Consider the following 19931-nt stretch of genomic DNA (forward strand, 5'->3'; position numbering starts at 1 on the left):
TTCGCGCAAGACTCGACGGCTCGGCCATAGAAAAATGCAAGCATTTTTCTGCGGCGCTCGCCTTACCAGTCTTTGGCTGGTCTTGCCTGGCCGCGGATGGGTTTCCAGGGTTTGCGTTCGCCGTTCTGTTCGTCGAAGTCTTTCAGGAGCTGCGCCGCTTCTTCGGGGCTCATCTCGCCCATCTGCACAGGCTGTTCCTGGGGTTCCTCGCCGCCGTTACTGTCGCTGGAATTTTCCTGAGGCTGTTCGGGTTGCTGTTCTGGTTGCGCACCGCCTTCGCTGTCGGAGCTCCCTGCATCCGAGCTGCTGGACTGTCCGCCACCATTCTGGTTCTGGTCATCGGAAGCACTCGAAGAACTCTCGGAACCGCTGGAATTGCCTTCGCCATTCTGATCCTGGTTCTGCTGGTCCTGATTCTGGTCCTGCTGATCCTTGTTTTGATCCTGGTTCTGGTCCTGATTATTATCCTGATTCTTGTCGTTCTTCTTGTTCTCGTTCTTCTGCTCGTCCTTGGCCTCGTGGATACGGTCAAGGAGCATTTGCAGTTTCTGGTCGTTCGGATAATATTGCAGGCCTTCGTTACAAGTAATTTCGGCAGAAGGCAGGCGGTTTTCGATGTACTGGAAGGCGGCGTCGCTGTAATAGGCACTTGCTGACTTCGGGGCGGCAAAGGCCGACACTGCAGCCAAAAGAATTACAAACGCAAATGCAAGAATATGAGGCCTGGACCCTATCGCTACGCTCCAGGGTGACAGGTGACTGGTTTCCGCAAACTTGCTTCCGCTTGAATCGGGACTAGACCCCGTCGCTACGCTCCAGGGTGACAAGCAACAAACCTGAGCTCCGAATTCTGAATTCTGAATTTTCATCAGATTACCTCCAGGTCGTTGTCGGTGTTGCTTGCGTCAATTTTCGCCTTGGGCTTCCTGCCCGCCTTGATTTCGATGACGTCGTCGATGCGCTGCACGTGTCCGCTCAGCTGGCCCGCGGTCTCGTCTTCGGCAATCAGGTTCTCGAGCATTTCCTTCGCTTCGGCATACTTGCCATCCTTGCAAAGCTGGAGTGCACGTGCCAGAACTTCCTTAGCCTTGTCGCTCAGGGGCGGCTGTTTCTGGTCGTTGTTCTGGTCCTGGTTTTGATCCTGATTCTGCTTTTGCTTGTCGAGTTCTTCTTTCAGCTTGCGCTGCACGATTTCCACGTTCTTCTTGGCGTTCTCGAAATTGTTGTCGAGGTCAATCGCCTTTTTCAGGTACGCCACCGATTCGCGCCACGCGGCAATGCGTTCGCTACCTTCGGCCGCCTTTTCGCCCATGCGGAAATGCGTATTCGCCAAATTGTAGGCAGCCTTCGCCGCCATATTCTTGTCGGGCATGCGCACGGCGCTTTCAAGCTCTTTCTTGGCCTCTTCGTAGTTGCCGAGCCTGTACTGGCAAGTTCCGATATTGTAGAACAGGAGCGGGTTCGCAGGTTCGGCCTCGCGGGCCTTCATGTACTTTTCGAGCGCTCCGGCATAGTCGCCGTTCTTGAACAGTTTATTGCCGTCGTTAATGGGGCGCGCCCACAGGCCTACCGACAGCAGGCATACACAAATCAACAAAAAACGCATCTTCATTCTTCCATGGATAGCTCGGCCATTCGGCATGGTTCGGCAGGCTCACCAACCGAGCTCAGGAACCTAGAGTTCGCCGTCCCGAACTAACTTGTTTCTACATAGCAAGAATATACAAAATCACCGTGCTCAAGGCAAATGTCGCCACCAGCGCGTAACCGAGCACTTTCCACTTGACCGAAGAGCCTTCCAGGGTAATTCCCGTCGCCATGAAGGGTATCATGCTCAACACGACCGGTGCAATGTACCTGAAGTCGTTGCTGCAAGAGAACGGCACCTTGATACGCAAGACCATCAGCGCGCCAAAGAACGCCGCCGCCTGCAACAACAGAATCCAGTGCATCGCTTGCAGTTTCGTCTTCCAGAATCCGCGGGCCGCATACACCATGAGTCCGAGGAAAGACACGCTCATCAAGGTCGCGAGCGTCCTACCGGTCTCGTTGCGCACCAGTTCAAATTCACCGAACATCGACGACTTGAACGCATAATTCCAGAAGAACTCGCGTCCCCATTCCTCGTTCCAAGCACTCGTGTAAGGATGCGTCACGAAGGATTTCAAGTCAAAGAAAATGTAGTTGAACGCCTCGTTGCCAACCCTCAACCGTCCGTTCAGGCCGCTCGAATTGCCCACCAGGTCCGCATCGCCGAGCAATTTCTGCAAAGCGAGCCCCGCAAGGAGCAACGCAAAAAACACCCACGCCACCACCTCGGACTTTGTCGGGTGCAAAAGCCTCGCGCTCCGAACGTAACCGCCAACGGCAAACAGGAAAACCATCCCGATGGTCACCACGCCCGTCGTCTTGGTCCACACCGCAAGTGCCGCTGCAAGGACCGCCACAATCAGGAACTTGCCACGACCTTCGTTGAAATACTTTACACCGCCCCACAAGCAAAGCACATGCATCAGGCAGAACATCTGGTCGTTACCGATGCGGGGCGACATCAAAATCAGCACAGGCCACATCGTCCACAGCAGCGATGCAATTCCAAGCGCACCGCCCGACATGAAATTCTTCAGGAACAGGATTCCAAGGAAAAGCGTGAGCACCGACAGCAGCAAGCTGAACGCCTGCAACCCCGTCGTTCCCGTAACTCCCATCCAGTTCCCCAGAACGAACGCAGGAGCTGCCGTTACGTAATAAACCGGCGGATGGTAACAAGTCCAGCAGTCATCGACTCCAGGAATGGCATGGTTGTCGAGGACGTACTGTACGTAGGCAACATGCCCGTCAACATCGTTCGAGTAAGTCGTGTACGGCACGTTCGCAAAAAACACCGTCCTGAGGAGCACTCCTAACAAAAAGAGGAAAAGGATTCCACCGCGCAACTTGAACCGCCGCGCCACAAACATGCAGAGCAACGCAAAAAAGACCACCGCGCCGACATTCGCCACACGTGTCAAGAACGACGTCTGGTAGATAAATACATTCAGTCCTGCATTTCCGCCGTTGTTCTTCAGGTAGAACGTATAGTGAGTCCTGTCGCCCACCCGATGCGGCGCAGTCACGCTGTCGTCCAGCAGGAAACCTTTCGTAAAATTACAGCGCCCCGGCTCCGACCTGATTTCCAGATTTTGTCCATTGATTACAATTCCCTCGGCGCAATCGTCGGGAACCACGCGCAGGTCGTACGGAGTACGGTAGACATTCTTGATATCCAGTTCAACCTGGAACACTTCCCCATCCCGCATTTTCTTGGTAACGGGAAGGCTTACTTTCTCCATAGAAGCGCCCTGCCTCAGCACGACGTTTTCGACTGAAACCCTCAACGCAAAACCGACGACGAGGCTTGCCGCCAACAGCAATGCACAATAGAGTTCAGGGAGCCTGAAAATTCCGAGCAATTTTTTCATCAGAGGCACCGCTACGCTTTCTTGCCTTCGTGGTATTCTTCTTCGCTATTCACGTTCCAGAGGGCAGTCTTGTCGGTAGAATTTTCGCGGATGCATTTCGCGACTTCCATGGCTGCGAGCATGCTGTGGTCCATGTTGTTGTACTTGTGCATGCCGTTGCGGCCCATCAGGAAAAGGTTCTCGATGGGGTCCACATAGGCGCGCACCTTGTCGAATTCGCCATAGGTGCCGAAGTAGGCGGGGTACGCCTTCTTGATATGGAACACCACAGAATCGCGGACGGACGCGGGCTTTGCCACGTGAATCTTGTCGAGTTCCGCAATCGCGAACTTGATGAAGTCGGCATCGGGCATGCGCCACATTTCGTCGCCCTCGGTCGCGAAGTATTCGAGGCCAATCCAGACCTTGCTCGGGTCGGCCACCAGGTAGGGGCTCCAGTTGTTGAAAATCTGGATGCGGCCGAGTTTCACGTCGGACTCCTGCACATAAATCCAGTTGTCCGCCACGAACTTGAGCTTGCTTTCGGGAGTGCCGGGCTTCGCCGGGTTCTTGATGAGCAGTTCGTCGAGCAGGAGCCCCACGGTAATGAAGTCGCGGTACACAAGGCCGTCGGATACGCGGCGAACTTCCGCCGGTACCGGGTTCTTTTCATTGTCCATCGCGGCGACAAGTTCCTTCACGGGCATCGTGCTGAGGAAGTAGTCGCAGGCGACCGTTTCGGTCGAAACGTTTCCGTCTGCCGCACGGGATTCAACAACCACGCTTTCGATACGCTTGCCGTCGGCGGAGCGGTTCACGCCCACCACCTTCGAATTCATGCGGATTTCGCCGCCCATTTCCTGCACCTTCTCGGCGACCGTTTCCCAAAGCTGGCCAGGGCCGAATTTCGGGTAAAGGAACTGCCCGATAAGGCTCGTCTCGGTATCCTTCTGGCGGATGTCCGCACCGTTCGCGGCACCAGCTTCAGTCTTCTTCTTGCCGGCAAAAATCTGCTTGAGCGCGTGCACCACGGTCTTGGTAATCGAGAGTCCCTTGATGCGCTGGCCGCCCCAGTCGGGGCTGATCTTGCTGCAGGGCACGCCCCACACCTTCTCGGTGTAATCGCGGAAGAACGTGCGGTACAGTTCCACGCCAAAGCGGTTGATCATGAAGTCTTCGAGGCTTTTTTCCTTACGGGCGGGCAGCAGCTGCACCTTGAGGTAGCTCATGCCAATCTTGAACATGCGCCACAGCCCGAGGTTACGGATGGTGTCGCCATTCAACGAAACCGGATAGTCAAAGAGCTTGCGTAAGAAAAGGATGCGGGAAAGACGGCTGCGGCAAAGCATCACGTAGTCCGTCTTCTCGGGATCGGAGCCACCTTCGACCAGCGGCACCTTGCGGCCAATAGCAATGTCGTCCTTGCTCGCGGCACCCTGCAACGGCAAGATTCCCTGCCACCAGTCCATCACCGTATCGCTCTTGCTGAAAAAGCGGTGACCGCCGATATCCATGCGGTTGCCGTTGTAACGCGCCGTGCGCGAAATACCGCCGATAACATCTTCGGCCTCGAAAATCACGGGTTTCACATCCGTCGTACGCAAAAGTTCCAGCGCGCAGGTGAGTCCCGCAGGGCCCGCACCCGCAATCACGGCAATCTTCTTTCCACTATTTTCAGCAACCATAATCACTCCTTCCTTTCTCGGAACAGCATCAACTTGCGCGCCCCAAAATTCCACATCAGAACAAGAACCGCGGCCACCATCTTGGAGACCATCTCGTTCCAGTCAAACACGCCCACCATCAAAAACATCAGCAGCTGGTTGATACCGACACCGGCAATTCCCACAAGCGCGAACAGCGAGAACTCCATCACCTTGCGTTTTTCGAGAGTCCTTTCGCAAGCCGTAAACACCCACACGATACTCATGGTATAGTTGAGCACAAGCCCCGCAACCAGGCCGACCAAGTTCGCAAGCAGGTAATGCCAGTCAAACACATAAAGGCACAAGGCGAACAGGCCAAAATCGACAACGAAGGCGAGGCCCCCCGTCACCAGGTAACGCAAAAACTGCCCCAACAGGGACTTGCGCGGGAACCTGCCGCGAATCGCTTTTATCTTATCAGCAAACATGCGTGTGTAAATGTAACTAATCTAGGGCAGATTTGAGCTACCGTACAACGCAGATACCAGTTTTGTCATTTTTTCGTGATCCGCAACGGCCGTCATTTCGCGGATACTGTGCATACTGAGCATGGGTTCGCCAATATCCACCGTCGGAATCCCAAGACTGGCAGAAATGGCAGGCCCCACCGTCGAGCCGCAGGGCATATCGTTACGCATCACGAAAGTCTGGTACGGAATGTTACTTTGTTCACAAAGCAGTTTGAAACGCGCGTTCGAGAATACGTCGCTGGCATAGCGCTTTTGCGAATTCACCTTCAACACGACACCGCCACCCAATACGGGGGCATGGTTGCTTTCATGTTTCTGCACAAAGTTCGGATGGCAGGCGTGCGCCATATCTATTGACAATGCAAACGAATCTGCAAGAATCGAGGAAAGAGATCGCTCGCAAGCTCGCTTTGAGGTTTGTGTAAATGAAGATAGAACCTCTTCGAATACGCTCTTCAGGAAGTTTCCGCTGGCACCTTCGCGGGTCTCGGAACCGACCTCCTCGTTATTGAAGAAAGCGGCCACCTGAAAATCCTTTTCAAGGGCGAGGGCTGCGGCAAAAGCCTCGGCAATGGCGTGGCAACTGCTCAAGTTATCAAGGCGACCCGAGTAAATCCATTCGTCGTCAAAGCCGCCAAGCTGCGCCGGTTGCGCGTCGAACAGCTGGATGTCGAAATCCAGAAGCTTCGCCCCGGCGGGCAATTCCGCCGCCAAAGCATCTGTAAAGTTTTCCTTACCGCCGATGGCGGTCCAAAGCGCATTCAGGTCCGTCTGCGGGTTAACCTTGAGGCCGTCCTGGTTCACGCCACGGTTCAGGTGCACGGCAAGCTGCGGAATACGGAACAACTTTTCGCCACGGACCAATTTTGTACGTAAACGGCCGTCCTGTTCATAGGCGATCAAGCCCGCATAACCCAGGTCGCGATCGAGCCAGCTGGTAAAAAGCGGACTGCCGTAAATCTCGGGGTGCAACGTACGCACTCCCGCCGCAGCGCCATCGGGATCCGGCGTAATCTTGAGAGTCGGGAAATCCGTATGCGCCAGGGCAATCCTGAATTTCGAGTCAGAACAAACTTCCTTTGGCGGACGGACGGCAATCAGGGCGCCGCCGCGTTCGAACAACTGAAATTTTTCATCTTTCCCACTGTCAACAAGACCCTTGAGGCTATCCACCGTATGGTACGGCGTTACCGATTTATTCAAAAATTCAAAAAAATCCATGAAGTAAATATAGGATTCAGTGGTTAGGTAATTGTTGGTAGAACTTAGTTGGTAGAACTTAGAAGAATAATCTATGCTCTAAGCTCTAAATTTTAAGCACTAAGCTCTAAATTCTAAGTTCTATTACTATATTCTTAGCATGGCATTCAAACCATTAAAAGGAATCAACTGGATGGAAATTTCCGGCCTTCTGGTCGGAGTCTTCTTTACCGTTTCCGTCATGGTGTTTGCTATCGTGCTTTACGCGAAACTTTTCGACGAAGGAATTATCGGAGTCGAAGAATACCACCTGCAAAGCCGATTCAACAAGGCGTTCGGCCTGCACGCAGGTACCAAGGTCCAGATCAGCGGCGTGGACGTCGGCCAAATCGACAGTATAGAAGTCGAAGGCAACGGCGTCGTCATGCATTTCAAGATTCGCAAGCAGTACCAGAACCTGATTACCGACAGTGCCGAAGTTTTCGCAATCCGCGACCAGAACCTCATTTCGGCTCGTGTCGTCAACATCGACATTCGCCGTGGCAAGGGCCGCGTGCTGCAAGACGAAGACTTCCTGAAACCCGGAGATGCGCAGGATATCGAAACCGTGATCGAAACCGCCAACGAGCTCCTGGGAAGAGTCAGCAAGTTGATCAACGCCGCCGACACCCTTGTCGGAATGGCCCTGGATACAGGAACGACCATCGGTGCCCTTTTCGGGTCTCGCCTCCTTTACGACAACTTAAACCGCCAGCTCAACCGTCTCGACGACATCACGTACTCCGGCAAGAAGGTGCTTAACCAGGCATCAGGCCTGTTCGATACGATACAGGTGCAGGTCCCGGTTCTCCTGGGCAAGGTGGACAATATCGCAGACAATGTCTCGGGCATGATGAACGAGCTGCAACCCGTGCCGCAAAAACTCGACAACCTCCTGGGAAATGTCGACGGCATGATGGGCAAGGTGGACAACACCTTCAACCGGGTCGACGGACTGCTGAACGAAGTAAGCCTCGTGACTACCGGACTTTCGGACTTTATGGAAGCGACGGAGCAGACGCTCCAGAATGCAGACGACCTGATGGCAGGCGTTTCGAACATGTGGATCGTGAAGCGTTCCCTGCCTAGCAAGGACTCGGTGCCGTTCATGGTGGAGACCCTATGGTAACGCGCAGACTCAAGCAGATTCTTGTCGCGATGCTTGCCGCAGGTACCATCGCCAGCGCCTCCGAATCGGGCATCCTTTCTTACCGGGCCCAACGCTCGTTTGACAGCGGAAAATTCGCAAAGGGTTACGGCCAGCTGGAACGCGCCCTGCTCGCGAGCCGCAAGGAAGCCGACCTCCTGTCCGAAGCCCGCGTACTGATTGCCATGGCGCAGATCAGAACCATGAGCCTTGACCTTGATTTTGCGGATTCCCTCCTTTCAATCGTCCGTGAAAACGTCCTCGACAATAGCACAAGAATCCAGCTAGCCAAGACGAAAGTGGCGCTCCTGAGTGACCGCAACAAGTTTTCCGACGCCGTCAGGATATGCGACTCCTACAACGAAAAGTCGCTCAAGTCCGCCGACGAAAACGTGCAGGCCGCCTTCTACGGCGGATGCGCAATCGCCTACACCGCAAACCGCGACCAGAGCCGCGCCAGCGAATCGTTCAAGATGCTAGGCAAGCGCACCGACAAGGACGGGGGTTTCTACGCCTTCACCGCCGCCCGCATGGCTGACCTTTCCAACAAGGACAACGCAGATTCGCTCTACCGTGTCGCCGAAGAAAAAGCGATCAAGGCGAACAAGCCCTACAACACGGCGAACATCCTTTACCTCCGTTCGCAGCTGAAAAGCGTCTCCAAAAAAGAAGCAACGGACTTGAAACTCCGCTGCAAGAACGCCTTTGAACTGATGGGCCTCCCGAACAACGCCAAACGCTGCGGGGAATAGCTTTCGAATTCGGAGTTCAGAGTTCAGAGTTCAGAATTCAGATTTCAGAGTTCAGAGTTCGGAATTCAGAATCCTAAAAAAACGCCGCGTCTAACGAGATGCGGCGAATTATTTTACAAACAAATTATTCTTTTATCGCAGCAGTCGTATCAACGACCGCGGGCGTATCGACAGAGGTTGCTTCCGTAGTTGCCGTAGAGTCGACGACGGATAAATCCGCTGCAACTGTCGTATCCGTTACCACCGTAGAGTCGACAACCGCCGTAGAATCAGCGGTTTCTTTCGCCTTGGCTTCCGCCGACTTCTTTGCTTCTTCCGCGAGTTCGTCGTCACGGATTTTCTTCATGGCGAGGAGCTCGCGGTAGACGATTGCCGGGTGGATCTTGCCGTCGGCCATACCGTCGACAAGCGTTTTCACCTTCTGGTAATGTTCGTCCTTTTCCACATCGTTAATCAAGCCCTTGTAGCCGATCAACCTTAGAATCTTTGAGTAGAAGCTCGCACGGAACTTCTTGAAGCGCGGCTGCATCACGTCGTTCAGCACCGTTTCAAGCGCCGTTTCCGTCTGCATTTCGTCAATTTCAAAGCTACGGTAAATCGTACGGATATGGTCGGGAATCGTCGTGTCCGGACTATCGAAATACTTGCGCATCACGTTCGCCGCCTCGGTCTTGTTCGGGTACGGGCCGCGACCAAGTCGAAGCGCGTAGTACAAGGAAAGGCGCCAGTTCTCGGGGTAAACGCGGCTGGCGCGGCGCAATACCGAGAAATCGGAAGTATCCGGTGCGTCAATGGGAGTCACGCCACCGACAAAGTAATACGGCGTGTAGAACAGGGAATCGAGACTCGTCGAAAGTTCCGCCACATGGCCCAGATAGGCATATTCCTTGCCGGTCAGGTAGCTTTCGCCGAGTTCAGTCAAACCCTTAATCCAGAAAAGTCCCGCCACCGATGCGTCATGACCTGCCGCCACATAATGTACCGTCGAAGCCTTCGGCAAGAAGGACTCGTCGAAGTTTGTACCGGGAAGCGGCTTCGCGAAATGGAAGGCCGCCGCGATAACTGCGATAGCGAACAATATGACAACTAGGAAACGCATAGGCAATTCAGATTTCAGAGTTCAGAGTTACAAGAACTTAGTTGGTAGAGCTTAGAAAAAATAATCTAAGTTCTAAGCTCTAAGATCTAAATTCTAGATAACACAGGCCTCCGCGAGTTTTTCCAGAGCATCTACGCAATCGTTTGCGAAGTTCTCAGGGTGACCGCTGCGCTGGTAGGCAAAGTTGAGTCCACTCGAGCTGTTGAGCACGTGGAACTTGCGCTTGCCGCCACCGTTTGCAATAGCGGTAAGCACCGTCTTGGCATCACCGCCCTGACCGCCCGGAACACCAGGAATAGACACACCCGGAATCAGGAACGGAATTTCGTGCTTGTGGGCCACCGTGTAAGCGGTAATCTTTTCGAGTTCTTCGGGGTGGGTTGCACCGACGACGGCACCGAGGTAACCGAGGCTTGCGTCCCATTCCATAATCTTGTCGGCCACGGAATAGAAGGCTTCGGCAACGTCGCGCGGGTCGTCGCTACGGGACACCGGCAAATCCTGGAAGTCGTGGGCGCCCTTGTTGCTCGTGCGGAGCAAGACGTACGCACCGTTTTCGGAATTTTCGCGAATGAACGGGCCCACGGAATCGGCACCCATCCACGGGGAAACCGTCACGGCATCGGCCTTGTACACATCGTAAGCGGCAGTTGCGTAGGCCGCGCTCGACTTACCGATGTCACCACGCTTTGCATCCAAAATAACGGGGATACCGGCGCTCTTGTAGTCGGCAATCAGCTGCTGCAACACGAGCATCGCCTGCACGCTCACGCATTCGTAGTAAGCGCTATTCGGCTTCACCACGGCGGGCGTTACATTACGCTTGAGGCAGCATTCCAGAATTTCGGAATAGAAACGCTTGATCTTGTCTTCGGCACTACCTTCGGGGCAGCACGGGTCGATCAGCTTCATGACCGGATCCATGCCGAGGCAAATCGGGTTACCGCACTTGGCGATACGTTCTTCTAAACGGGCCTGGAAGTTCATTACTTAAGTTCCTCTTGAATCTGGGCGGCTTCGTAGCTGAGGATACCGTGAGCGACGGCGACGTTCAAGGATTCGAGTTCGCTGCTCATCGGAATCTTCACCGTTTCGTCGGCGAGTTCGATGAAGTACGGGTTGGTACCTGCACCTTCGTTACCCACGAGGAACGCCATCTTGCGGAGCTTGTTCTGCGGAATCTGGCGCAGGGACTGCTTGGCGTGCAAATCGGTCGCGATAATGGTGTAGCCCTTGCTACGGAGGAAATTGATCTGGTCCACGAGATCGACGCCGAATTCGAAAGGCACGCGGAGGAAGGTTCCCGAGGAACCGCGCACCACCTTCGGGTTGAACGGGCTCACGGTACCGCGGCCAAGAATCATGCCGTCGGAACCGAAACCGAGGCTCGTGCGGAAAAGCGTACCGAGGTTACCCGGATCCTGCACGGCATCCACGAGCGTAATCACGCTGCGGCTGGATTCGTACACCGGCTTCTTGCTTGCGATACGCGCCACGGCAACAATACCCTGCGTCGTCACGGTCGAAGAAATCTTCTTCATCTGTTCGTCGGTGAGAACGTTCAGCTTGATTTCGGCTTCGTTAATTTGTTCAATCAAGGCTTCGTCGTTGAAAGCTTCGGTCACGTACACGCCGAGAACGAGTTCGCGGTGGTTGGACACCAGTTCCTGCACCACGTGCACGCCTTCGCCGAGGAAGCGACCTTCGCGTTCGCGCCCCTTTTCGGTCGTGAGGGCGAGCATGCGCTTGAACCAAGGCGGGTTGAAGTTGGAATCTTCGCTAGCCTCGACTTCGGCCACGCGGGCTTCGAGTGCGGCTTCGTCCAATACTTCTTCGACTTCTTCCTTCTGTTCTTCGGGGCGCTGGCGGTAAATCGGAGCACCTGCAGATGCAAATTCGCGGCGCGGGCGACGGTCGCCGCCAAAGGAGCGGCCCCTGTCACCGAACGGGCGGCGACCTTCGCGGCCTCCGAAGGAGCCACGGTCATCACCGTCGCGACGCGGGCGGCGGTCACGGTTGAAACGGCCCTCACCTTCGCCATCGCGATTAAAACGGCGGTCGCCACGATCACCAAAAGGCTTACGGTCGCCAAACTTGCGGTCGCCCCTGCGATCGTCGAAAGAACGGCCTTCGCGGCCACCACGTTCTTCGCGGTCATCGTCACGGCGCGGACGACGTTCAGGCTTTTCGCTCACTCCGAACTTACGGTCCAGAGTCACTTTTACGGTGCGGTTTTTATTTTCTTCGCTCATACTTTTTCCATGATTTGTTTGGCGACGGATTCCCCGTCAATTTTCAAAAGCTTGAACAAGGCAGGAATTTCACCCTGTTCCACAAAATGATCCGGCAGGCCGAAACGCAACAGGCGCTTGTCGGTGTAACCGAGATCGGCAATGAGTTCAGCCACGGCAGAACCGAAACCGCCCACCAGCGTGTTGTCTTCGAGGGTCACAATCGTCTTGTGTGCATCAAAGAGCTTGCGGTAAGCCTCGGTATCCAGCGGCTTGATAATGCGTGCATCCACGACTGTCGCGCTCTTTCCGTTTTCGCGGAGAACGGCTGCCGTCTTCTTGAGTTCGTTTGTCATGAACCCTGCACCCAAAAGCAAGATGTCCTTGCCTTCTTCCAAGACCTTCGGGAGCTTCACGTCCACGGTCTCGGGAGCGGGTTTCAGGTGTTCTTCGAGGGCGGTGCCGCGCGGGTATCGGATCGCGACAGGACCCTTCATGTCGATAGCCGCGCGCACCATGTCGCGCAGTTCGTTTTCGTTGCTCGGCGCCAAGATGGTAATGCCCGGCACCGTGCGCAGGTAAGACAAGTCGAACGCGCCATGGTGAGTCGGGCCGTCGGCCCCGACAAGCCCCGCACGGTCAAGCACCATCACCACGTGCAAGTTCTGCAAGGCAATGTCGTGCATAATCTGGTCGTAGGCGCGCTGCATAAAGCTCGAATAAATCGCGACCACCGGCACCACGCCGTCGCAGGCAAGGCCAGAGGCAAACGTGAGCGCATGTTCTTCGGCAATGCCCACGTCAATCACGCGATCCGGAAGTTCACGGGCAACGATATCCATACCGCAACCGGTAGGCATGGCAGCCGTAATGCCGATAATGCGGTCGTCCTTCTTCGCGAGTTCCAAAAGTGTCTGACCGAACACATGCGTGAGCGACGGATTCGGACTCCCCGGAGAAAGCGGCAAACCGCTTTCGGGGTCGAAAGGTCCAATGCCGTGCCACTTGGTCGGGTTCTTCACGGCAGCATCAAGTCCGCGGCCCTTCTCGGTCAAGATATGCACCAGGCACGGGCCCGGCTGTTCCTTGACGCGCTGCAACAGCATAATGAGTTCGTTGATGTCGTGACCGTCAATCGGGCCAAAGTAACGAATGCCCAGGTCTTCAAAGAAACGACCCGGCTTTACCGCAGTCTTCGCGGCGCGTTCCGCCTGCAGGAACAAGTCACGGAAACGCGATCCCAAAATGCCCGGCAGGCGTTTCATCAGGCGGTCCAAGTCCGAACGCATCTTGTTGTAGACCGGGTCCGAAATCACGCGGTTCAGGTACTTGCTGAAGTTACCCACGTTCGGGGCGATGCTCATCTTGTTGTCGTTCAAGATGATGGTCATGTTCTGCTTCGAAAGCCCCGCATTGTTGATGGCCTCGTAGGCCATACCGCCAGTCATGGAACCGTCACCGATAACGGCCACCACGCTGTTCTTACGCTTGAAATGGTCACGGGCCACCGCGAAACCGAGCGCGGCAGAAATCGAGGTCGTCGCATGCCCTGCACCGTAGCAGTCGTACTCGCTCTCGTTCCTCTTCAAGAATCCCGAAATACCGCCCTGCTGGCGAAGCGTGTCGAAACGGTCGAAACGACCCGTCAAAAGCTTGTGAACGTAAGCCTGGTGTCCCACGTCCCACACGATCTTGTCGTCGGGGGCGTTAAACACATAATGCAGAGCGAGCGTCAGTTCCACCACACCCAGGCTAGACGCCAGGTGACCGCCATGCTTAGCCACTTGACCGATGATGGTCTCGCGGATCTGCGACGCCAGGTTGTAAAGCTCCTCTACCGAGCAATGCTTTATGTCCTGGGGGGACTTGATATTCTTAAGGTCCATTATTTAACCCTGGTAATGATGAATGCGGCAATGGAGCGCAGGATCGTGGTATCGCACTTGAGGCCGTCCAAAGCCTTGAGCGATTCCTCGTACAGTTCATGCGCACGTTCGCGGGACTTTTCGAGGCCCACCAGCGCCGGGTACGTCGCCTTACCCTTTTCGATGTCGGAACCGGCATCCTTGCCCAGTTCCTCGGTCGTCGAAACGATATCCAGAATGTCGTCCACAATCTGGAACGCAAGGCCAATGGAACGACCGTAGTCGCGAACAATCTTGATGTCGCCTTCGCTTGCACCTGCAAGGCGCGCGCCCACTTCCAGGGAAGCCTCGATCAGGGCCGCCGTCTTGTGGTAATGGATGTAGTCGACAATTTCGAGATCGACCTTCTTGCCTTCGCACTCGATGTCGATCATTTCGCCACCGATCATGCCGTAGGTACCCAGCAGATGTGCGAGGACTTCAATCGCCTTCGCGTTGCCGGTCTTGCCCATCAGCTCGAAAGCGAGAATGCAAAGGGCATCGCCAGCCATGACGGCGGTGGCTTCGCCGAACTGCTTGTGGCTCGTGGGTTTCCCGCGCCTAAAGCCATCGTTGTCGATGCAGGGCAGGTCATCGTGAATCAAGCTGAAGGTGTGGAGCATTTCGAGGGCGCTCATGGCGTAATCCACCGAATCGCCCTTTCCACCGAACATGTCAAACGCAGCGCGAACAAGTGCCGGACGGAGTCTCTTTCCACCGGCGAACATCGAATAACGCATCGCCTCGTGGAGCCTTTCCGGACGGTCGGCGACGGGCGGCAAAAATTCATCAAACTTCTTTTCCGCTTCCTTCGAGATGCGGGAAAGGTAATCAAGGGCAGCAGATGCTTCTTTTTCAAGATTTTCCATAAGCACAAAGATACTTAATTTCGGGCACCTATACAAGCCTTGACAAGCCGGAAACAATGCCTGAACCCCTCGATAACAGCCGTTTCTGCGTCCGCTTTTTGCAAGGGAATCAAAGCATTTCCAGGGCTGACGTCCCATTCTCGGGGCGCAAAAGCGATTCGACACAGTCCTCCTTGAGCAGGGTTCCTTTTGATTAATTTATTCACACAATTTTTCAGGGGGCTTACATACTAAAAACGAATTTCAACCCAATTAGTATGTAAAAATGGGGGCAAAATTGCCCGAAAAGTGCAGTTTGGGAGCTTTTCAAGATAAAAAAATGCCAATTTTGAAGGTCAAAATCGTGAAAATTTACATACTAATCGGCCTTTTTCAAGTGTTTAGTATGTAAGGTGGTCGCGCAAAGGGGCGTAACAAGCGCCAAAGGAGCATACCGGACACGCAAAAAGAAATCCCGGCACCAAAGCCGGGGGCCGGGAAAACAAAGCTAATCAAGATTGCCCCTATCGCGCCCTGCGGGCACTCGAGCGACCGCAACTTACGGGCACTCCGAACACATAGACGAAAAATGCGATTCGGTCCGCAACATGCTCTACGGACTAGAACAATGCGCCGTAAAGCGTCACGTCGTCGATGTAGAATTCAGTGCCGTCCTGCACGAAGATGTGGAACTGCTTGACATAACCCTTGATGGTGCTCCAGGTAGTGAAGCAGCTTTCGTCGGTGGCGCTACCTACGCACAGTTCCGCAGGGTTCACGCTGATGCGCGTCCAGTCCTTCGAGAGCTTTATCCACTCGGTGGCTGCCTTCAGGTTCTTGGACGGATCGATGTAGTTTTCCAGCGAAAGGCGGATATTTCCGTCGCCCTTTGCATAGAATACAACAGAATCAATGGCGGCAAGATTCATGTAATGCACAAAGGACGTTCCCACAAGCGCCCAGGCGTAGCCATCGTTGGCCAGCTTATATTTCGCGTGGAACACGTTGGACTTGCGGGTAGAATCGTACTCGACGCCGTCTTTCGCATACACTGCAGGCGTAATGGTCGTTCCCTTCTTCAGGGAATCGGTATTCACATACCAGCCGCTTGCACCGTCTTCAAAATCCTGGAGCACCTTTACGGGGCTCAAGAACTCGGTGCTGTTCGGTTCGGCAAAGGCATTCCATTCGGCATAAAGGCCATTGGCGGAATCCGCCGTCACAAAGTAGATGCCGAGTTCATCGTTCGCAGGAACATTCGGAAGCACGTAGGCGCCCACGTTATTCGTCTTGACCAACAAATCGAGGCCATAGACGCCCACCCACACCGCGGTATCCACCGAACGGAGCGTTACCTTGCTCGAAATCGAGGCGGTAGCCGAAAGGCGGACCGTATCGAGGCCGGCAAGTTCCTTGGCGCTATACACCTTGGAGAATGCAAAGCCATCCTTTACGACCGTCAGACGGAAGTCACCCTTGGTAGGCCATTCCATATCGAAACGCCCCTGCTTATCGGCGCGGAGATCGGATTCAGCCATTGCATTTTGAACAACATAACTATCAACCATCGCACCGGCGGCGCGGAGTGCCACCGTCGCATAGGCCGCAGGAGAGCCATCTCCCATGAGCGCCAACACCTGCGGGAGCGGGGCGGCGGTATCCTTTTGCGCCGTATCCTTAGACGAGGTATCGCCAGGAATCACGCTACGGTAATCCTTCATCAGCGATTCACGCGGAGTCACGTAGACCGACTGTGATCCCAGATTCTGGGCGAAATTTTCACTTACGAAGTAGAGCACAAGGGAATCGTTCGCCGGCAACGCCGACAGCGCGAACCAGCCCGCCGCATCGGTCTTCACCAGCACATCGGTTCCGACAATGCCGACCCAGACAGAGGAATCCCCCTCGGGAATGTCGACAACGCCCGCCATCACGGCAGTCGCAGAAAGGTTCACCGTATCGGGAGCCGTAGATTCGCCCACCACGGCAAATTCATCACGGGACAGTTCCTTGGAGTAAGCCACGCCGTCATGCAGCACCGTCAGGCGATACTTGCCCCCGGCAGGGATTTCCACCTTGAAGTTACCCTTTTCGTCGGCATAGGAATCGGCCACCACCAGCGCATTCTCTTCGACAGGCTGTTCGGCCCTGAAGTCCACCTTGCGGAGCGCCACCGTCGCGTAAGACGCGGGTTTACCGTCGACAAGCGCGATTCCGTTCGTGGTAATGCTACCCGGACCGCCAGCGACATCATTGCTATTGTTACAGGCCACCAACCCCGCTACCGTGAGCGAGAGCAAAGGCAAAAGAGCGAGCGATTTTCTCATTTTCCTTTCTCCTTCAGAGGTTTGGTGAACGCGAGCGGGAACATCTGGATGTTCAACTGGAACACAGTATCGTCATCCGTCCCTTCTTGGGATAAACGTAGTAAATCTTCACGGAAAGCGTTAATCTTTTCGCGCAAGAGCTGGATATCGTCCATGCAAAAAGTCATGGTGACCGTGCTGATATCCCTGAGGAACGGCTGATGCCTGTCGAGGGATTCATCGGCAAGGCGGATCGTCTCGTGCTGGAAGGCGCGCACGGCCTGGGAGCGCCAGTTTCCGCCGGTAGACACGAAGGTGTCGTTCACCTTCCAGTATCCGTCGCGGTCCATCGAAATCATGTTGAGGTCGGCCAGCAGCTTTACCGCGTCGCGGGCCTCCTTCTCGGTAATGTTCGGGGTGCAGCTTTCGGCGAGCCCCTGGTAATCATCCTTGAACTTGCAGATGCCTATCACGGAACGGATGGCGTTGTAGTACCAGTGACGGTAGAACTCGAGTTCCTTCTTCTGCAGCAACTTGAGCGAGACGCCCTTGAGAGCCTGCATGCGCTCGTAGTGCTGGAGCGCGTCGGCATCGGTCTTGGCTCGGCCGAAATACACCATCTCGGCCCAATAGTCGGCTTCCTTGCCTTCGAGTTCGAAGAAGTCTGCGGCGGGCTGTATCAGACTCAGGGGCAAGTGGATCTTGCCCTGAGAAACGCGAAGGAGGTTGCCCGGATCGGCGCCCATCTTCATGGCCATGTAACGCCACGAAATGACAGTCTTGCGCTGCTTAAAATCCTCAAAAGCATCCCTCAACCACTCGCGATAGTCCGTGTATTCAAAAATCTTCTTCATACCAATAAAGATAAATCCTTGATACTCAAAATACTATGCAACGGCCCTAATCTCCGTTGTCGAACTTTACAACGATTTCGAGGTCGGCATCGCAGGTGGCCGACCACCTGCATTCCGGGGCATCCGCCATCGACAAATCCGCGCAAATTCCGCTAAAATCAAGGATTTCCGGTTTTTTCGCGTTACGGGAAACGGTGACCTCGTAGTTCAGTTCGCCCGTCTGGGAGGCCTGCACCGGGGCTTCGCCCATCAAGCGCCCCGTGAGCAAGATCACACAGTTGTCCTTGCGGGGCATCTGCGACTCGTCTTCGCCCTCGGCCAGGTTCCAGTGTATCTGGACCGGCTTGAAGTCTACTTCAGGCTCCTTCTTGGCGCAGCCCGCGAGCAAAAAAGCAATTAACAAGAAAAAGGCAATCGTGAATCGGATTGCCACGTTCTTAATAAGATTTTTCATGATTTAGATTCCGAATTCTGAATTCCGAATTCCGAACTTACCTGGTATGGCGGAAGGTCGCGCTCGTCACGCGGTTACGGCCGTTTTCCTTGGAGGCGTACAGGGCCTTGTCGGCGCGTTCGAACAGGCGCTTCGGGTCTTCGCCGGCAATCATCTCGGCAATACCGAAGGAGCAGGTAATCTTCTGCTGCTTGATCAGCTGCGTGTTCTCGATCGCCATGCGGAGCTTTTCGGCAAGGAACTGGGCATTCTGGATCGGCGTGTCGCCGCAGAGGATCACGAATTCTTCGCCGCCCCAACGCACAAGCGCATCGGTATTGCGGATCTTGCTCTGGATAAGCTTCGCGAGGTTCACCAGGACTTCGTCGCCCACCATGTGACCGTAAGTATCGTTCACGTGCTTGAAGTGGTCGATATCCAGGATCACGAAGGACACGGGGCTGTCGTTCTTTTGCAGATTTTCCTGTTCGCGCATGAGCACGCTGCTGAAGCCGGCACGGTTCAGGCAGCCCGTCAGCGGGTCTTCCTTGCTGGACTTTTCGTATTCGCTCTTCTCGATCTCGAGGGCGCGCAGGTTCTTTTCAAGCTCTTCGCGTTTCTTCTTGTTGGCCGCGCGTTCGCGACTGTAGTCAAAGAAGCGGATCACAAGGATAACAAAGAAGGTAATGAACCAGAGGGCGACCAACGCCGTCGCAAGCTCTTCCTTCTCGATCTTCTTGCCCTTGAAGCAGAGGCCCTTGATTTCGAGCGTCCCGTACCCGAGCGGAGCATTCGTGCCCGTTTGGATCTCGATCAGGGGGATATTCGAGAGGTCAACCCTCGCCTTGTGAACGTTGATCTCGTTCTGGGCTACCCACCAGCCCGCCACGCGGAATTCCTGCGGCACAAATACAGCCGGATAGGTTTCTTCGAGCGGGTAGAATTCAATTTCGTTGAACTTGAGCGAGGTTTCGTCCCCCGGACGGGAGAACGTGCTGTCGTACCCGCGCATGTAGAGACGGACCGTACCTTCGCCACGGGGCTTCACCCACACGAAAATACTGTCGAAACGGGAAAGGTCCTTGCCGCGCGTCTTGCCGTCGCCCAGGAAAATCTTCACGCCCACATACGGGTAGGCATAGCCTTCCTTGAGTTCGTAGTCCACGATAATGGAGGAATCGGTACGGGAAAGTTTCACGGCCGAGGCGCCGCCATCCGCAGAGTCCGTCTCTGCCATCAAATAAGGATAGTCGTGCAGGTACAGAGGCTCAATCACATCAAGCCCATTCTGATACGCGAAAAGCGCGATGACCGTCACGGCCAAAAGCACGAAAATCAGGATGTTCATCCTGAACAGCACATAAATCTTTTCAAATATCCTAGACATAGACGAAATCCAGCGTAAATCTAGTTTTAAATATATAAAAAACAAAAAAAAGGCAACTGTTTTTTCATAAAACAGAGTGCCTCTTTGCAGATTTACGTGATAAAGCCCCCGTTTT

17 protein-coding genes are annotated in these 19931 nt (G+C 54.7%); 2 read left to right on the forward strand and 15 right to left on the reverse strand.

Annotation, left to right across the window (positions count from 1 at the left end):
• Nucleotides 1-62 precede the first annotated feature (62 nt).
• The 6 genes from BUA93_RS16330 to BUA93_RS12065 all read right to left on the reverse strand — a co-directional run bounded on the left by BUA93_RS16330 (nt 63) and on the right by BUA93_RS12065 (nt 6837).
• Nucleotides 63-869, reverse strand: a complete 807-nt coding sequence (locus BUA93_RS16330; RefSeq protein WP_175547434.1) for a hypothetical protein — start codon at nt 867-869, stop codon at nt 63-65.
• On the reverse strand, nt 869-1612 hold the full coding sequence (locus BUA93_RS12045; RefSeq protein WP_139258030.1) for a tetratricopeptide repeat protein: 744 nt from the start codon (nt 1610-1612) through the stop codon (nt 869-871). The genes BUA93_RS16330 and BUA93_RS12045 overlap by 1 nt, the downstream gene beginning before the upstream one ends.
• Nucleotides 1613-1706: 94 nt before the next feature.
• On the reverse strand, nt 1707-3461 hold the full coding sequence (locus BUA93_RS12050) for a hypothetical protein (RefSeq protein WP_072979767.1): 1755 nt from the start codon (nt 3459-3461) through the stop codon (nt 1707-1709).
• Nucleotides 3462-3472: 11 nt separating this feature from the next.
• Nucleotides 3473-5125 (reverse strand): NAD(P)/FAD-dependent oxidoreductase, encoded by a 1653-nt coding sequence (locus BUA93_RS12055; RefSeq protein ID WP_072979769.1) that lies wholly within the window; start codon nt 5123-5125, stop codon nt 3473-3475.
• 2 nt (nt 5126-5127) lie between these two features.
• The gene (locus BUA93_RS12060) at nt 5128-5574 is read right to left on the reverse strand and encodes a GtrA family protein (RefSeq protein ID WP_072979771.1); all 447 of its coding nucleotides are present in this window, start codon (nt 5572-5574) and stop codon (nt 5128-5130) included.
• 21 nt (nt 5575-5595) lie between these two features.
• On the reverse strand, nt 5596-6837 hold the full coding sequence (locus BUA93_RS12065; protein ID WP_072979773.1) for a M18 family aminopeptidase: 1242 nt from the start codon (nt 6835-6837) through the stop codon (nt 5596-5598).
• Between the two features lie 139 nt (nt 6838-6976).
• Between BUA93_RS12065 and BUA93_RS12070 the strand changes: the two genes are divergently transcribed.
• Together BUA93_RS12070 and BUA93_RS12075 are read left to right on the forward strand one after the other, a co-directional pair.
• Complete coding sequence (locus BUA93_RS12070; RefSeq protein WP_072979775.1) at nt 6977-7984, forward strand: MlaD family protein; 1008 nt, start codon at nt 6977-6979, stop codon at nt 7982-7984.
• On the forward strand, nt 7978-8754 hold the full coding sequence (locus tag BUA93_RS12075) for a hypothetical protein (protein WP_072979776.1): 777 nt from the start codon (nt 7978-7980) through the stop codon (nt 8752-8754). The genes BUA93_RS12070 and BUA93_RS12075 overlap by 7 nt, the downstream gene beginning before the upstream one ends.
• A gap of 124 nt (nt 8755-8878) precedes the next feature.
• On the opposite strand, the gene BUA93_RS12080 is transcribed toward BUA93_RS12075, so the two are convergent.
• From BUA93_RS12080 to BUA93_RS12120, 9 genes are all read right to left on the reverse strand, one after another.
• Nucleotides 8879-9853 carry a hypothetical protein gene (locus BUA93_RS12080; RefSeq protein ID WP_139258031.1) on the reverse strand — a complete coding sequence of 325 codons (975 nt, stop codon included), beginning with the start codon at nt 9851-9853 and terminating at the stop codon, nt 8879-8881.
• Nucleotides 9854-9946: 93 nt separating this feature from the next.
• Entirely contained in the window at nt 9947-10840 is an 894-nt protein-coding gene (gene pyrF / locus BUA93_RS12085; protein ID WP_072979780.1) for an orotidine-5'-phosphate decarboxylase, read from the reverse strand.
• The gene (locus BUA93_RS12090; RefSeq protein WP_072979782.1) at nt 10840-12105 is read right to left on the reverse strand and encodes a TrmH family RNA methyltransferase; all 1266 of its coding nucleotides are present in this window, start codon (nt 12103-12105) and stop codon (nt 10840-10842) included. Before BUA93_RS12090 ends, pyrF begins: the two co-directional genes overlap by 1 nt.
• Complete coding sequence (gene dxs, locus BUA93_RS12095) at nt 12102-13970, reverse strand: 1-deoxy-D-xylulose-5-phosphate synthase (RefSeq protein ID WP_072979784.1); 1869 nt, start codon at nt 13968-13970, stop codon at nt 12102-12104. Before dxs ends, BUA93_RS12090 begins: the two co-directional genes overlap by 4 nt.
• Nucleotides 13970-14857, reverse strand: a complete 888-nt coding sequence (locus BUA93_RS12100; protein WP_072979786.1) for a polyprenyl synthetase family protein — start codon at nt 14855-14857, stop codon at nt 13970-13972. The genes dxs and BUA93_RS12100 overlap by 1 nt, the downstream gene beginning before the upstream one ends.
• Nucleotides 14858-15456: 599 nt before the next feature.
• Nucleotides 15457-17163, reverse strand: a complete 1707-nt coding sequence (locus BUA93_RS12105) for a hypothetical protein (protein WP_072979788.1) — start codon at nt 17161-17163, stop codon at nt 15457-15459.
• Nucleotides 17160-17996, reverse strand: a complete 837-nt coding sequence (locus BUA93_RS12110) for a TIGR02147 family protein (RefSeq protein ID WP_072979790.1) — start codon at nt 17994-17996, stop codon at nt 17160-17162. The genes BUA93_RS12105 and BUA93_RS12110 overlap by 4 nt, the downstream gene beginning before the upstream one ends.
• A 46-nt stretch (nt 17997-18042) precedes the next feature.
• On the reverse strand, nt 18043-18450 hold the full coding sequence (locus BUA93_RS12115) for a hypothetical protein (RefSeq protein ID WP_072979792.1): 408 nt from the start codon (nt 18448-18450) through the stop codon (nt 18043-18045).
• Between the two features lie 37 nt (nt 18451-18487).
• A complete protein-coding gene (locus BUA93_RS12120) occupies nt 18488-19816 on the reverse strand; it encodes a GGDEF domain-containing protein (protein WP_072979794.1) in 1329 nt (442 codons plus the stop codon).
• Between the last annotated feature and the right edge of the window lie 115 nt (nt 19817-19931).

Origin of the sequence: Fibrobacter sp. UWH4, assembly GCF_900142475.1 — a bacterium.
In the GTDB taxonomy this organism is placed as follows: domain Bacteria; phylum Fibrobacterota; class Fibrobacteria; order Fibrobacterales; family Fibrobacteraceae; genus Fibrobacter.

What these genes read in the sequence shown, in the direction of transcription:
- BUA93_RS16330 (WP_175547434.1), bottom strand. Translation starts at nt 869, where the DNA reads ATGAAAATTCAGAATTCAGAATTCGGAGCTCAGGTTTGTTGCTTGTCA.
- BUA93_RS12045 (WP_139258030.1), bottom strand. Translation starts at nt 1,612, where the DNA reads ATGAAGATGCGTTTTTTGTTGATTTGTGTATGCCTGCTGTCGGTAGGC.
- BUA93_RS12050 (WP_072979767.1), bottom strand. Translation starts at nt 3,461, where the DNA reads ATGAAAAAATTGCTCGGAATTTTCAGGCTCCCTGAACTCTATTGTGCA.
- BUA93_RS12055 (WP_072979769.1), bottom strand. Translation starts at nt 5,125, where the DNA reads ATGGTTGCTGAAAATAGTGGAAAGAAGATTGCCGTGATTGCGGGTGCG.
- BUA93_RS12060 (WP_072979771.1), bottom strand. Translation starts at nt 5,574, where the DNA reads ATGTTTGCTGATAAGATAAAAGCGATTCGCGGCAGGTTCCCGCGCAAG.
- BUA93_RS12065 (WP_072979773.1), bottom strand. Translation starts at nt 6,837, where the DNA reads ATGGATTTTTTTGAATTTTTGAATAAATCGGTAACGCCGTACCATACG.
- BUA93_RS12070 (WP_072979775.1), top strand. Translation starts at nt 6,977, where the DNA reads ATGGCATTCAAACCATTAAAAGGAATCAACTGGATGGAAATTTCCGGC.
- BUA93_RS12075 (WP_072979776.1), top strand. Translation starts at nt 7,978, where the DNA reads ATGGTAACGCGCAGACTCAAGCAGATTCTTGTCGCGATGCTTGCCGCA.
- BUA93_RS12080 (WP_139258031.1), bottom strand. Translation starts at nt 9,853, where the DNA reads ATGCGTTTCCTAGTTGTCATATTGTTCGCTATCGCAGTTATCGCGGCG.
- pyrF (WP_072979780.1), bottom strand. Translation starts at nt 10,840, where the DNA reads ATGAACTTCCAGGCCCGTTTAGAAGAACGTATCGCCAAGTGCGGTAAC.
- BUA93_RS12090 (WP_072979782.1), bottom strand. Translation starts at nt 12,105, where the DNA reads ATGAGCGAAGAAAATAAAAACCGCACCGTAAAAGTGACTCTGGACCGT.
- dxs (WP_072979784.1), bottom strand. Translation starts at nt 13,970, where the DNA reads ATGGACCTTAAGAATATCAAGTCCCCCCAGGACATAAAGCATTGCTCG.
- BUA93_RS12100 (WP_072979786.1), bottom strand. Translation starts at nt 14,857, where the DNA reads ATGGAAAATCTTGAAAAAGAAGCATCTGCTGCCCTTGATTACCTTTCC.
- BUA93_RS12105 (WP_072979788.1), bottom strand. Translation starts at nt 17,163, where the DNA reads ATGAGAAAATCGCTCGCTCTTTTGCCTTTGCTCTCGCTCACGGTAGCG.
- BUA93_RS12110 (WP_072979790.1), bottom strand. Translation starts at nt 17,996, where the DNA reads ATGAAGAAGATTTTTGAATACACGGACTATCGCGAGTGGTTGAGGGAT.
- BUA93_RS12115 (WP_072979792.1), bottom strand. Translation starts at nt 18,450, where the DNA reads ATGAAAAATCTTATTAAGAACGTGGCAATCCGATTCACGATTGCCTTT.
- BUA93_RS12120 (WP_072979794.1), bottom strand. Translation starts at nt 19,816, where the DNA reads ATGTCTAGGATATTTGAAAAGATTTATGTGCTGTTCAGGATGAACATC.